The organism is Dyella sp. S184 (genome assembly GCF_009766065.1).
Lineage (GTDB): Bacteria > Pseudomonadota > Gammaproteobacteria > Xanthomonadales > Rhodanobacteraceae > Rhodanobacter.
The window spans coordinates 75149-88333 of record NZ_LMUE01000009.1 but is presented as its reverse complement, the minus strand read 5'-3'; the positions used below and the strand labels follow the sequence as shown (position 1 = coordinate 88333).

Annotated in this window: 11 protein-coding genes; 9 read left to right on the top strand and 2 right to left on the bottom strand. The window is 62.3% G+C overall.

All coding sequences use genetic code 11. The features are described 5' to 3' along the window. Nucleotides 1-123 precede the first annotated feature (123 nt). The 7 genes from prpB (at nucleotide 124) to GSQ75_RS12500 (ending at nucleotide 6969) form a co-directional block, all read left to right on the top strand. Entirely contained in the window at nucleotides 124-1014 is an 891-nt protein-coding gene (gene prpB, locus GSQ75_RS12530) for a methylisocitrate lyase (protein ID WP_158755216.1), read from the top strand. A 72-nt stretch (nucleotides 1015-1086) separates the two neighbouring features. Then, nucleotides 1087-2232 carry a 2-methylcitrate synthase gene (prpC, locus tag GSQ75_RS12525; RefSeq protein WP_158755215.1) on the top strand — a complete coding sequence of 382 codons (1146 nt, stop codon included), beginning with the start codon at nucleotides 1087-1089 and terminating at the stop codon, nucleotides 2230-2232. Between the two features lie 449 nt (nucleotides 2233-2681). Then, on the top strand, nucleotides 2682-3632 hold the full coding sequence (locus GSQ75_RS12520; RefSeq protein ID WP_158755214.1) for a hypothetical protein: 951 nt from the start codon (nucleotides 2682-2684) through the stop codon (nucleotides 3630-3632). Between the two features lie 130 nt (nucleotides 3633-3762). After that, nucleotides 3763-4176 (top strand): hypothetical protein, encoded by a 414-nt coding sequence (locus GSQ75_RS19200; protein WP_254058567.1) that lies wholly within the window; start codon nucleotides 3763-3765, stop codon nucleotides 4174-4176. Next, a complete protein-coding gene (locus GSQ75_RS12510; RefSeq protein WP_158755213.1) occupies nucleotides 4173-4862 on the top strand; it encodes a C39 family peptidase in 690 nt (229 codons plus the stop codon). Before GSQ75_RS19200 ends, GSQ75_RS12510 begins: the two co-directional genes overlap by 4 nt. Nucleotides 4863-4871: 9 nt before the next feature. After that, the gene (locus GSQ75_RS12505; RefSeq protein WP_158755212.1) at nucleotides 4872-5483 is read left to right on the top strand and encodes a hypothetical protein; all 612 of its coding nucleotides are present in this window, start codon (nucleotides 4872-4874) and stop codon (nucleotides 5481-5483) included. A 283-nt stretch (nucleotides 5484-5766) separates the two neighbouring features. Further along, a complete protein-coding gene (locus GSQ75_RS12500) occupies nucleotides 5767-6969 on the top strand; it encodes an acetate kinase (RefSeq protein WP_254058566.1) in 1203 nt (400 codons plus the stop codon). A gap of 56 nt (nucleotides 6970-7025) precedes the next feature. Here the strand turns inward: GSQ75_RS12500 and GSQ75_RS12495 are convergent, their stop codons facing one another. Together GSQ75_RS12495 and GSQ75_RS12490 are read right to left on the bottom strand one after the other, a co-directional pair. Continuing rightward, a complete protein-coding gene (locus GSQ75_RS12495) occupies nucleotides 7026-7637 on the bottom strand; it encodes a glutathione S-transferase N-terminal domain-containing protein (protein ID WP_158755211.1) in 612 nt (203 codons plus the stop codon). A gap of 104 nt (nucleotides 7638-7741) precedes the next feature. Next, nucleotides 7742-8431, bottom strand: coding sequence for a YjbE family putative metal transport protein (locus tag GSQ75_RS12490; RefSeq protein ID WP_158755210.1), 690 nt, complete (start codon nucleotides 8429-8431; stop codon nucleotides 7742-7744). Between the two features lie 823 nt (nucleotides 8432-9254). Here GSQ75_RS12490 and acnD point away from each other — a divergent pair. Further along, entirely contained in the window at nucleotides 9255-11864 is a 2610-nt protein-coding gene (acnD, locus tag GSQ75_RS12485) for a Fe/S-dependent 2-methylisocitrate dehydratase AcnD (protein ID WP_158755209.1), read from the top strand. Nucleotides 11865-11948: 84 nt separating this feature from the next. Then, nucleotides 11949-13133, top strand: a complete 1185-nt coding sequence (prpF, locus tag GSQ75_RS12480) for a 2-methylaconitate cis-trans isomerase PrpF (RefSeq protein ID WP_158755208.1) — start codon at nucleotides 11949-11951, stop codon at nucleotides 13131-13133. Nucleotides 13134-13185 lie beyond the last annotated feature (52 nt).

Below are 13185 nucleotides of genomic sequence, written 5' to 3'. Positions count from 1 at the left end.
AGGAAATCCGTCGTGCGCTCGAACAGGGCCTGGAGCAGTGGAGCTAGATGCAATGCCTCGAAGGTCATGGGGCACGGGCATGGCTCCGGTGCGCTAAAATGGATGTTTTCCGTGGAGCAGCCCATGACGAAGATCGCATCTCCTGGAGCGCGTTTTCGCGCTGCCTTGGTGGAGGAACAGCCGCTGCAGGTGATCGGCGCGATCAACGCGAACCATGCGCTGCTCGCCAAGCGCGCCGGTTATCGTGCGATTTACCTTTCCGGCGGTGGCGTGGCGGCCGGTTCACTGGGTTTGCCGGATCTGGGCATCAATACGCTGGATGACGTGCTCACCGATGTGCGCCGCATCACCGACGTCTGTGACCTGCCGTTGATGGTGGATATCGATACCGGCTTCGGCCCCAGCGCATTCAATATCGCCCGCACGGTGAAGAGCCTGATCAAGTTCGGTGCAGCCGCGTGCCACATCGAGGATCAGGTCGGCGCCAAGCGCTGTGGGCACCGGCCAGGCAAGGAGATCGTATCCGCCGATGAAATGGCTGACCGCGTGAAGGCTGCAGCAGACGCGAGGACCGACCCGGATTTCTTCCTGATTGCACGGACCGACGCGATTGCCGTCGATGGTGTGGATGCCGCGATCGAGCGCGCGGTCGCCTGCGTCGAGGCGGGTGCTGACGGCATCTTCGCCGAGGCCGCCTACGACCTGCCGACCTATCGCCGCTTCGTCGACGCCGTGAGGGTGCCGGTGCTGGCGAACATCACCGAGTTCGGCAGCACGCCACTCTTCAGCGTGGACGAATTGCGCACGGCCGGCGTTGGCATCGTGCTGTATCCGTTGTCGGCTTTCCGCGCGATGAACAAGGCAGCCGAGAACGTCTACACGGCGATTCGCCGCGATGGCCACCAGCGCAATGTGATCGACACCATGCAGACGCGCGAGGAGCTTTACGAGCGCATCGGCTATCACGATTTCGAGAACAGGCTCGACGCGCTGTTCGCCAGCAAGAAGGCCTGAACGCGCCATTCTTTTCGTATGCGCGATGCCCATCGCATCGCCATGTATCAGCAAGTCTCAGGAGAGTTATCGATGAGCGAGCAAACCCTGCCCAAGGCCAAGAAATCTGTCGCGCTGTCCGGTGTGGCGGCGGGCAATACCGCGCTGTGCACGGTCGGTCGTAGCGGCAATGACCTGCATTACCGTGGCTACGACATCCACGATCTGGCGGCCAAGGGCTGCTTCGAGGAGGTGGCGTACCTGCTGGTGCACGGCGTGCTGCCGAACTGGACCGAGCTGAACAACTACCGCGCGCGCCTGAAGCGCCTGCGCGGCTTGCCCGCGCCGGTGAAAGCTGCGCTGGAGCTGCTGCCGGCTGCTACCCATCCAATGGACGTGATGCGCACGGGCTGCTCGGTACTCGGCACCGTGCTGCCGGAAAAGGACGACCACAACGTCACCGGTGCGCGCGAGATCGCCGACCGCCTGATGGCCAGCTTCGGCTCGATGCTGCTGTATTGGTACCACTTCAGCCACAACGGCAAGCGCATCGAGACACAGACCGATGACGACTCGATCGCGGCGCACTTCCTGCACCTTCTGCACGGCAAGAAGCCGAGCGACCTGCATGCTCATGCGCTGGACAAGTCGCTGGTGCTGTATGCCGAGCACGAGTTCAATGCCTCGACGTTCGCCGCGCGCGTGATTGCCGGTACCGGTTCGGACATGTACTCGGCGTTGACCGGTGCGATCGGTGCGTTGCGTGGCCCGAAGCATGGTGGTGCGAACGAAGTGGCGATGGAAATCATCGCGCGCTACCGCAGTGCCAATGATGCGGAGGCCGATATCCGCGCACGCGTCGAGCGCAAGGAAATCATCATCGGCTTCGGCCACCCGGTGTACACGGTGTCCGATCCGCGCAACGAGATCATCAAGGAGATCTCGCGCAAGCTGTGCACCGACGGCGGCAACCCGACCCTGTTCGAGGTATCCGAACGCATCGAGAAGGTGATGGGCGACGTCAAGAAGATGTTTCCCAACCTCGACTGGTTCTCGGCCAGCGCATACCACATGATGGGCGTGCCGACCGCGATGTTCACGCCGTTGTTCGTGATTGCGCGCACCTCCGGTTGGAGCGCGCATGTGATCGAGCAGCGCGAGGACGGCAAGATCATTCGTCCCAGCGCGAACTACACCGGTCCGGAAGACCAGGCCTACGTGCCGATCGACAAGCGCTGATCCGAAGGGAGCGACAATCAAAAAGAAAGGGGCCGCAAGGCCCCTTTCTTTTTGTTGGGTTAATGGCGATGGGCTACGGTCGCTAGTGCGACGCATTGGTGATTGATGTAACACGAGTGATACAACCTCAGAATAATTGTAGATTTTTAATTTAAGCCCATGATCTTTGGAGAAATGTTTTTGAACGACATGTCGTATGAGAGGAGTTTGACGAAAAAAGGATGTAACACGAATGCTTCACCTTGCTCGCCGATGCGCTTGATCCTGTCGAAATTTGCCGGACAAGAATGAAGCTAAGTGCTTGATGTTGCAGAAATCGTGCGTGAAATCATAAGCGCGCCCCTGATGGCACGCAGTTTGCGGGGCGTAGCTGCTGTACATGCAAGGCCAAAGATGTACATGCAAAGCAAAGCAGGGGGTCATCGCGGTAGTCCGGGAGGAATCTCCTTATGCGCAAGACTCTTCTTTTCACGGCACTGATGCTTGGTTTGGGACTTGCTCTCCCGGCCATGGCCGACAACAACCACAACAACAATTCGAATCAGGGCAACACGAATTCGAGTACGCATACCAACTCGAGTACGAATACCAAGACCGTTACCAAGAATGTAAGCCTGAGCGATGTGCAGAGCTCCGGCTTGGGAACCGCCGCGGCCGACAACGGTGCGACCGCCAACGCCACAGTCAGCGATTCATTCAACAAGACCGTCGCAGTAGCCAATAGCGATCTCGAAGGTTCGGTCAGCGATGTCTCGGTGTGGGGCATTGGCAACAGCGCCGTGAATAACGGCAACGCGAATGGAGCACGTGGCGGCAGGGGCGGTAGCGGCAACGGCGGCAATGGCCCTGGTGGCAAGGGCGGCAGCGGCGGTAGCGGCGGTGACGCGTTCGCCAAGAGCGGTCGTGCCGGCGGGTCGGGTGCCAGCAGCGGCGATGCTGGCGCAGCCAGTGTTGCGGCGGGCGCGGGTGCCTACGGTAGCGACGGTGGTGATGCCTGGGCCAATGCCAGCCATCATGCTGGTACGGGTGGAGCTACGGGCGGTGCCGGTGGTAGCAGCACGGGCGGCAGCAATACGGCTGGAAGCGCGAGCGCTACCAGCGGCAATTCCTCTGCGACGGGCGGTACCAGCGGTGAAGTCGCCAGCGAAGGTGGTGCTGGTGGTGCTGGCGGGGCCGGAGGCGCAGGCATGGGCGGTGCGGGAACCGGTGCTTCTGGCGGTAACGGCGGTAACGGCGGAACCGCGGCAGCCGATGCTGGCAGCTTCGACATGTCCAACACCATGGACAGCACGGCGGCCGCGGCCGCAGGCATCACGACGATTGCCCAGAACAGTGGCGCAGCTGCTCTTATCCAGCAGGGCGTGACTGTCCAAGCCAATCTGACTCTGGGTGGCCATTGAGTGAGTGACGGCTGATCAGCAGGGTGGAGCACGCATCGCCCCACTTTGCTGTGCGTATCGACCGGCCACTGTACGCGACCGGTCGATACGCAGTCGTTTTTGATGCGCCAAACGCAATCGGAGAGGTGTCATGTCCTTCATGAGGCCCGTGATGAGGGTGATGGTGCTGTGCTTCGCTGGGGTGCCCGCGTGGGCGGTTGCTTCGAACCCACCCGGGAGCGCCAGCGCCACGCAGCATGTGGTTGGTCAGCAACAGCAGGTGGCTGTTACTGCCCCTGCACATCCGATGTATGTCGATGGCTTGGGGCTGGCAGTGAGCGCCGATACCCTGGGTCAATACAGCGGCGGCACGAACATCCATAACAACCAGAACATCACCGGTGCAGTGACAGGCAACAGTGCGACGCAGGTGGTGACCGGCGCGAATGCGATCAGCGCGGATTCTTTCAGTGGCGCGGCGGGGTTGTCGACGGTCATCCAGAATACCGGCAACAACGTGCTGATCCAGAACGGCGTGATCGTCAACGTGCAGTTCAAGCAATGAAAAAACTGCTGCCATCGCTTGCGATCATGTTTGCGTTGGCATCCCCCGGCGGCCTGCTGGCCGCCACGGTAGTGATCAACAATGGGGTAGGGCAGAACTACAGCTTGCACCTTACTACCCTGAAAGAAGCCAAATTCAGGAACACCATCCGGCAGAAATACGACTTCAGCTGCGGCTCGGCGGCGGTGGCCACCTTGCTGACCTACCAATACGGCTATCCGCTCAGCGAGCAGACGGCGTTCGCGCAGATGTATGCGCACGGCAACCGCGCGAAGATCAACAAGGAAGGATTCTCGCTGCTGGATATCAAGCAGTTTCTGCAGGCCAATGGATTCGAGGCCGACGGATTCCGCGTCCCGCTGGAGAAGCTCGCACAGGAGCACCTGCCAGCGATCGCGCTGATCGAAGACAAGGGCTACCACCATTTCGTGGTGATCAAGGGCTTGCTCTACGGCCGCGTGCTGATCGGCGATCCCGCCCTGGGCACGCGTTCGATCCCGCGTGACCGCTTCGACAAGCTGTGGAAGGATAAATTGCTGTTCGTGATCCACGACCGGCGCGATCTCGCGCGCTTCAACACGGTGAGTGACTGGCGTGCGGCACCGTTCGCGCCAATGAGCGCAGGTGTTGACCGACGCTTGATGGACTACCTCACCATGCCGAAGTTCGGGCCTGGGCAGTATTGAGATGATGAAATGCAAAACAAATTGATAAGTGGTTTCCGTATTGTCCTGCCACTCTGCCTGCTCGGGAGTGCCGGTGTCGTGCATGCCGTGCCTGGAGAGGGAGCGAGTGAGGCGGGGGGACAGGCCTTGTCGCTTCCAGCCGGCGTAGCGGCAGATGGGAGTGTGGCTGTCGCCCATGCGCAGCCGGACATCGCCGGCCTGGGGCAGCCGGTCAGTTATGCCAGGCTTGATGAAGTGCGTGGTGGCTTTGACTTCGGCGATGGCCTGGTGGCATCGCTCGGCATCCAGGAATTGGCGTACATCAACGGCAATCTGGTGACGTCCACCAGCATCAATATCCCGAATATCGGGCAAATCACCGCCCAGCAAGCGACCGCATTGGCATCGGTGCTCAGCACCGTGAACTTCGTGCAGAACGGGCCGGGCAACCCCACCGCTTCATCTTCACCGATCCAGAACGCCGGCTTGGCGACGGTCATCCAGAACTCGTTGAATAACCAGTCCATCAGCACCCTCACCACACTCAACATTTCGGTGAACACGCTGGAAGTACTCCATGAGCTGAACCTGCAGAGCACCTTGCAGGCAGCACAACAACTATCGCTGTCGCTTGGGCATTGAGCATGCCTGTGCCGTTGCCTGCGCGGGCCATGTCAGCGCCAAAGATTTCATTCACCTCGGTTTGGCAAGGGGAACTGTAGTGGAGCGCAAACGCTGGCGGTGGATGTACTCGGCGGGCTGTGCTGGGTTGATCATGTTCGGCGGTTGGGCGGGTGCGCAGGAGGAACCCACGCCAGCGCCGTCGTCGGGGTCCGATGGCACGGCATCTTCTACAACACCTTCTGCGGCGTCTTCTACGCTGATCCGCAAGCAACTGCAGGCGCAGGACGCGCGGATCGATGCGATGCGCAGTCAGATTGATGCGCAGGTGGCACAACTCGACGCGATGCGGAAGCAGCTCGCCCAGCAGGAAGCCGACTACAAGAGCTTGCGCCATGCGGTGGGGATGGATGTACTCGCCCAGGAGCGTGGCGGCAATCTGAATACCGGCAGCGCCAGTGCATCGACACTGCCGATGCCGGATGCCGATGCCACGCAGCAAGTCAGTGCCACGAATTCACCGCCGGTCGGGGTAGCGCCGCCGACGGATACCCGTCCCCCCGAGGTCGCACCGATCACCAATCAGCCGGGCGTACTGACCCCCAAGGGCCACATCGTGATCGAGCCGTCGTATCAGTTCGGCTACTCCTCCGCCGATCAGGTCGACCTGATCGGCTACACCATCATTCCTGCCATCCTGATCGGTCTGATCGATATCCGCACGGTGCGGACCACCACCCAGACCACCACGCTTACCGCGCGCTACGGAATCACCAATCGCCTTGAGGTCGAGGTGCGCGTGCCTTATGTATGGGACGGGAGCAACATCGTCAGCCGCGAGGTCTTCACCGGTGCGGCCACGAACAATGTATTGAGTTCCAGCGGCAGCGGCCTCGGCGACATCGAGGCGACCGCGCGCTACCAGTTCAATGACGGCGGTGCGGACAAGCCGTACTACGTCGGTTGGTTCCGTTTCAAATCACGCACGGGAACCGATCCTTTCCAGGTGACAACCGACTGTCAGCAGCGTTGTGTGGAAGACGTCACCGGCACGGGTCTTCCACTGGAATTGCCTACCGGCTCCGGTTTCTACTCCTTGCAACCAGGTTTGACCTGGCTGCTTCCTTCCGATCCGGTGGTGTTCTTCGGCAACATCAGCTACCTGTACAACGTCGAACGACACGGGGTATGGGAAAACCTGGTGTTGGGCAAGCAGTACCTCGGCAATGTGAGTATCGGCAATGTCGCCGATGTGAGCATTGGCATGGGCTTTGCCCTGAACGACAAGGCCTCGCTGAGCATCGGCTATGACCAGAGTTTTATTGGCGTCACCAAAGAGATGGGCCAAACCGTACCCGGTTCGACCAAGGTCTGGCTGGGCCAACTGCTGATCGGCGGTTCCTATCGTTTGAATCCCAAGCGGACGATCAATTTCACACTCGGTGCCGGCGTCACCCGCGATACGCCCGATGTGCTCGTGACGGTGCGGGTGCCGACGCTGTACTGATGAGCCGGCCAGACGGGGCATGCGACTGGCTTGCCGCGAAGGTTGCCCACCTTGGCCTATAGCCCTTCGGCCTGCATGGCGGCCCTGACGCCGGTATCGGCATGCATGCGATGGACAAAGCGCTCGAGGTGATCGAGACCGTGCAGGTCGACTGCCTTCGCCCTGGCCCAGCGGTGCACCACGAACAGATAGGGATCGGCGATCGAACGTGTACCGACCAGCCAGTCCTGGTTTGCCAGCTGTGCATTCAGTCGTTCGAAATAGTTGCGCAACTTCGACCGTGCCGTGTCTTGCAACTCGGCGTGCTGGGCCGTATCGGCAATGAAGCGCTCCGGTCGGAACAGCGGTTTGAACGCCGGGTGCACGTCGGAGTTGAGGAAGCCGAGCCAGCGATTGACCTCGGCGCGACCACGCGGTGAACCGTCGCCGCCGAGCCCTGCCGCAGGGAAGCGATCGGCAAGGTAATTGAGGATCGCGATATTCTCGGTCAGTACCCAGCCATCGTCATCGACCAGCACGGGCACCACTCCATCGGGATTGAGTTTCAGGTATTCCGGTGAACGCAACTCGGTGCGTGGCACTTCCTTGATCTGGTAAGGCTCGCCGATCCATTCCAGCACGATGTGGTCGGCCAGCGAACAGACGCCGGGCATGTAGTAAAGCTTCATGGAAACTCCGGATGAGGGCATGTACGGCGCCAGTGCCGAGCGCGCTTGTTGTTGGGTTCAGGGCGCTGAGTCTGCCGGATGGTAATGCATTGGCTTGGTTGACTTCAGTTCGTCGATGGCAACGATGCGCGGCGCCGCCGCTGCTTCAGCCAGCCGCCGCCGCAGATGCCCAGTACCAGCATTACATCGACTATGCAGTTCAGCCAGCCGTGTACCTCGAACCAGCCATTCAGCAGGTGATCGTGCGTGATCATCCGGCTGGCCGTGAACGCAATCGCACCAGCACCGAGGTACATGATGATCGGGTAACGGCCAATCAGTTTCAGGATCAGCGTTGAGCCCCAGACCACCAACGGCACGCTGATCAGCAGGCCGAGGATGACCAGTCCGAGCTGCCCACTCGACGCGCCAGCGATCGCCAGCACGTTGTCCAGGCCCATCAAGGCGTCGGCGGCGATGATCGTGCGCAGTGCGCTCCCGAACGTGGTGGTGGCACTTATCGCCGGATTACCGTCGCTGTCGTGGCGCAGCAGTTTCCAGGCGATCGGCAGCAGCAGAAGGCCACCAACCAGCATCAGTCCCGGCAGCTTGAGCAGGTAGACCACCACGGTAGTCAGTGAGAAACGAACGGCGACAGCGCCGAAGGTGCCCCAGAACACCGCTTTTCTCTGCAGCGCCTGGGGCAGGCGACTGGCTGCCATGGCAATAACGATGGCATTGTCGCCGGCCAGCACCAGGTCGAGCAGGATGATGGTCAGCAGGTCGGAGAAAAAATCAGTAGTGAGGAAGTTCATGCGGAGTCCATGCGCGTAAGACAATGCAGCAGACGCGGGCGCGCGTGGCCCGTGACTACCGCAAAAGTCTCGTTCGCAGCATGACTGCCGTGGTGACCGGAGCGAAGCGTCGCTCGTGTTGACGATCACCACACCGATGCAAGCGAGCCTGCGTCGGGAACTACTCCCTTTTGGGAATCAGTATTCGTGCATTCTCGATGCCGTCATGCATACCAGTCAAGCCAAACCCCCTTGAGGAAAGGCCTTCTTCGACTACAACGTGTCGGGAACACGTACCGTCTGTCGCCTTCCACAATTTCCTGTTTTCAACAAAATTATCGGCGGTCGAGTGGCGAGCGCGTACCTCGCTGACACGGTTAAGGCACTCGACTGTGGTGACACCGGGCCAAGCATGAGCGTGCCCCTTTGCCTCGGCTCCGTCGCCGGTTGCCACGCCTCTTGCCTGGCACCATGTTCCTGCCGTACGGCCTGACCAAGCTTTTGATGAGCACGCCCGATGGAACCACGAAGAGGCGCGAATCACGGCCCTGGATTTGGGGCGCGAATGCAGGCCCAGGCTGGGTCACGCCAGGGAGGGTGCGTTACAATGACGAGCTAGCTAGTGCAATTTCTCGATCGTGCCTTTGTCACGGGTGAAACTACGCCTTGGTCGTCGGCACGGGTACTCCAGCTGTTGGACGCGCGCGGGCGCCACTTCCATCCGCCCGGGCGTGCGCGGCCATGGCCCACGAAACTGGCCACACGTGCCGATCGAACAGTGGCGCGCGCGCCGAGTGTCGGCCTGAGGTCAGCCGGGCGTTTATCTCTAAGGTTCTTGATATTTATGAATACTGTCTACCGCCAACCCCTCCTCGGCACGTCGCTGGATTATTTCGATGCGCATGCCGCCGTGGAGGCGATCCAGCCGGGCGCCTATGACGCGCTGCCATATACCTCGCGCGTGCTCGCCGAGAATCTGGTGCGCCGTTGCGATCCAGCAATCCTCACCGAGTCGCTCAAGCAGCTCATTGAGCGCAAGCGCGATCGCGATTTTCCCTGGTTCCCGGCGCGTGTGGTGTGCCATGACATCCTCGGCCAAACGGCGCTGGTGGACCTGGCCGGCCTGCGCGATGCGATTGCCGAACGCGGCGGCGACCCGGCCAAGGTGAACCCGGTGGTGCCGGTGCAGTTGATCGTCGATCACTCGCTGGCGGTGGAGTGCGGCGGTTTCGACCCGAACGCGTTCGCGAAGAACCGTGCGATCGAGGATCGCCGCAACGAGGACCGCTTCCACTTCATCAACTGGACCAAGAAGGCGTTCGAGAACGTCGACGTGATCCCGCCGGGCAACGGCATCATGCACCAGATCAACCTGGAGAAGATGTCGCCAGTGATCCAGGTGCAACACGATGATCAAGGCAGGGGCGTGGCCTTTCCGGACACCTGCGTGGGCACCGACAGCCATACGCCGCACGTGGACGCGCTCGGCGTGATCGCCATCGGCGTCGGTGGTCTGGAGGCGGAGAGCGTGATGCTCGGCCGTGCCTCGTGGATGCGCCTGCCCGACATCGTGGGCGTGGAGCTCACCGGCAAGCGGCAGCCCGGCATCACCGCCACCGACATCGTGCTTGAACTCACCGAGTTCCTGCGCAAGGAAAAGGTGGTCGGCGCGTACCTGGAGTTCCACGGCGAAGGCGCGGGCAGCCTCACGCTCGGCGATCGCGCGACCATCTCCAACATGGCGCCCGAATACGGTGCCACCGCCGCGATGTTCTTCATCGACGGCCAGACCATCGACTACCTGCGCCTCACCGGCCGCAGCGACGAACAGGTCAAGCTGGTGGAAACCTACGCCAAGGTCGCGGGCCTGTGGGCCGACACGCTTACCGCCGTGCACTACGAGCGCACTCTGACATTCGATCTGTCTTCGGTGGTGCGCAACATGGCTGGCCCGTCCAACCCGCACAAGCGCCTGCCCACGTCTGATCTCGCTGCGCGCGGCATCGCCGGTGAGTGGACGGAACAGCCGGGCCAGATGCCCGATGGCGCGGTGATCATCGCCGCCATCACCAGCTGCACCAATACCAGCAATCCGCGCAACGTGATCGCGGCGGCCCTGCTGGCGCGCAACGCGAACGCGCGCGGTCTCACCCGCAAGTCGTGGGTGAAGAGCTCGCTCGCCCCCGGCTCCAAAGCGGTGGAGATGTACCTGAAAGAGGCGAACCTGTTGTCCGAGCTGGAGCAGCTCGGCTTCGGCATCGTCGCGTTCGCGTGTACCACCTGCAACGGCATGTCCGGCGCACTCGATCCGGCGATCCAGCAGGAAATCATCGATCGCGACCTGTACGCCACCGCCGTGCTGTCCGGCAACCGCAACTTCGACGGTCGCATCCATCCGTATGCCAAGCAGGCCTTCCTGGCCTCGCCGCCGCTGGTGGTGGCCTACGCCATCGCCGGCACCATCCGCTTCGACATCGAGAAGGACGTGCTTGGCATCGACGCCAACGGTCGGTCGGTGACGCTCAAGGACATCTGGCCGAGCGACGAAGAGATTGACGCGATCGTATCCTCCAGCGTGAAGCCCGAGCAGTTCCGCAAGGTCTACGACCCGATGTTCGCGCGCACGGGGAGCACCGGCACGAGCGCCGCGCCGCTGTATGACTGGCGCGCGCAGAGCACCTACATCCGCCGTCCGCCGTACTGGGAAGGTGCCCTTGCGGGCGAGCGCACACTCAAGGGCATGCGTCCACTAGCGGTGCTCGGCGACAACATCACCACCGACCACCTGTCGCCGTCCAACGCGATCATGCTCAACAGCGCCGCGGGCGAGTACCTCGCCAAGATGGGCCTCCCGGAAGAGGACTTCAATTCGTACGCGACCCATCGCGGCGACCACCTGACCGCGCAGCGTGCCACCTTCGCCAACCCCACGCTGGTCAACGAAATGGCCGTAGTCGATGGCGAAGTGAAGAAGGGTTCGCTGGCCCGTGTGGAGCCGGAAGGCAAGGTCATGCGCATGTGGGAAGCGATCGAGACCTACATGGAGCGCAAGCAGCCGTTGATCGTGATCGCCGGCGCCGACTATGGCCAGGGCTCCTCGCGCGACTGGGCGGCGAAGGGCGTGCGCCTGGCGGGCGTGGAAGCGATCGCGGCCGAAGGCTTCGAGCGCATCCACCGCACCAACCTGGTCGGCATGGGCGTGCTGCCGCTGGAGTTCAAGCCCGGCACCAGCCGCAAGACGCTGGGCATCGACGGCAGCGAGACCTTCGACGTGGTCGGTGCGCGCACGCCGTGCGCAGATCTCACACTAGTCATCCATCGCAAGAACGGCGAACGCGTCGAGGTGCCGGTGATCTGCCGCCTCGATACCGCCGAGGAAGTGTTGATCTACGAGGCGGGCGGCGTGCTGCAGCGCTTCGCGCAGGACTTCCTCGAGGCCTCGCAGGCGGCCTGACCGCTTGCAGATCCGCGGGCGATGCCACGCGGCTGCGCTTGCATGAATGCGGGTGCTGCCTAGTCACTACAGGACCATATCTACATGGCACAGCTTCCTCAGATCCGCGTTCCCGCTACCTACCTTCGCGGCGGCACCAGCAAGGGCGTGTTCTTCCGCCTTGAGGACCTGCCCGAGCTGGCGCGGATGCCGGGTCCCGCACGTGATGCGTTGCTGCAGCGCGTGATCGGTAGTCCCGATCCCTACGGCAAGCAGATCGACGGCATGGGTGGCGCCACCTCCAGCACCAGCAAGACGGTGATCGTGTCCAGGAGCAGTCGCCCGGACCATGACGTGGATTACCTGTTCGGTCAGGTGGCCATCGACCAGGCCTTCGTCGATTGGAGCGGCAACTGCGGCAACCTGTCGGCGGCGGTCGGCCCGTTCGCCATCGCGGGTGGCCTGATCGATCCGGCGCGCCTGCCGCGCGACGGCATTGCCACCGTGCGCATCTGGCAGGCCAACATCGGCAAGACCATCATTGCCCATGTGCCGATGACCGGCGGCGCGGTGCAGGAAACCGGTGATTTCGAGCTGGACGGTGTGACTTTCCCGGCAGCCGAAGTGCAACTGGAGTTCATGGATCCGGCTGCCGAGGAAGAGGGCGCGGGTGGGGCGATGTTCCCCACCGGAAATCTGGTCGACGACCTGGAGGTGCCGGGTGTCGGCACGCTCAAGGCGACCATGATCAACGCCGGCATTCCCACGATCTTCGTCGAGGCCTCTGCGATCGGCTACACCGGCACCGAGCTGCAGGACGCCATTAACAGCGATGCCAAGGCGCTGGCGATGTTGGAGACCATTCGCGCGCACGGCGCGTTGCGCATGGGCCTGATCGGTTCGCTCGACGAGATCGCCACTCGCCAGCACACGCCCAAGGTGGCCTTCGTCGCCAGGCCGGCCGATTACGTCGCCTCGAGTGGCAAGCCGGTGACGGCGGGCGACGTCGACCTGCTCGTGCGTGCGATGTCGATGGGCAAGCTGCATCACGCCATGATGGGTACTGCGGCGGTGGCTATCGGCACCGCAGCGGCCATTCCAGGCACGCTGGTAAATATGGCGGCAGGCGGTGGTGAGCGCCAGGCGGTGTGCTTTGGCCATCCGTCGGGGACGTTGCGGGTGGGCGCTGAGGCGGCGCTGGTTGACGGTACATGGACCGTTACCAAGGCGATCATGAGCCGAAGCGCGCGCGTGCTGATGGAAGGCTGGGTACGCGTGCCAGCGGGGTGAGCCCGCAAGGGTCGGAGGGACTAACTTCTGTCACGCGACATGGTTGGGCAAC

Excerpts from the sequence above, each read along its gene's own strand:
- GSQ75_RS19200 (WP_254058567.1), top strand. The coding sequence starts at position 3,763 with ATGTCCTTCATGAGGCCCGTGATGAGGGTGATGGTGCTGTGCTTCGCT.
- prpB (WP_158755216.1), top strand. The coding sequence starts at position 124 with ATGACGAAGATCGCATCTCCTGGAGCGCGTTTTCGCGCTGCCTTGGTG.
- GSQ75_RS12505 (WP_158755212.1), top strand. The coding sequence starts at position 4,872 with ATGCAAAACAAATTGATAAGTGGTTTCCGTATTGTCCTGCCACTCTGC.
- prpC (WP_158755215.1), top strand. The coding sequence starts at position 1,087 with ATGAGCGAGCAAACCCTGCCCAAGGCCAAGAAATCTGTCGCGCTGTCC.
- prpF (WP_158755208.1), top strand. The coding sequence starts at position 11,949 with ATGGCACAGCTTCCTCAGATCCGCGTTCCCGCTACCTACCTTCGCGGC.
- GSQ75_RS12510 (WP_158755213.1), top strand. The coding sequence starts at position 4,173 with ATGAAAAAACTGCTGCCATCGCTTGCGATCATGTTTGCGTTGGCATCC.
- acnD (WP_158755209.1), top strand. The coding sequence starts at position 9,255 with ATGAATACTGTCTACCGCCAACCCCTCCTCGGCACGTCGCTGGATTAT.
- GSQ75_RS12520 (WP_158755214.1), top strand. The coding sequence starts at position 2,682 with ATGCGCAAGACTCTTCTTTTCACGGCACTGATGCTTGGTTTGGGACTT.
- GSQ75_RS12490 (WP_158755210.1), bottom strand. The coding sequence starts at position 8,431 with ATGAACTTCCTCACTACTGATTTTTTCTCCGACCTGCTGACCATCATC.
- GSQ75_RS12500 (WP_254058566.1), top strand. The coding sequence starts at position 5,767 with ATGCGCAGTCAGATTGATGCGCAGGTGGCACAACTCGACGCGATGCGG.
- GSQ75_RS12495 (WP_158755211.1), bottom strand. The coding sequence starts at position 7,637 with ATGAAGCTTTACTACATGCCCGGCGTCTGTTCGCTGGCCGACCACATC.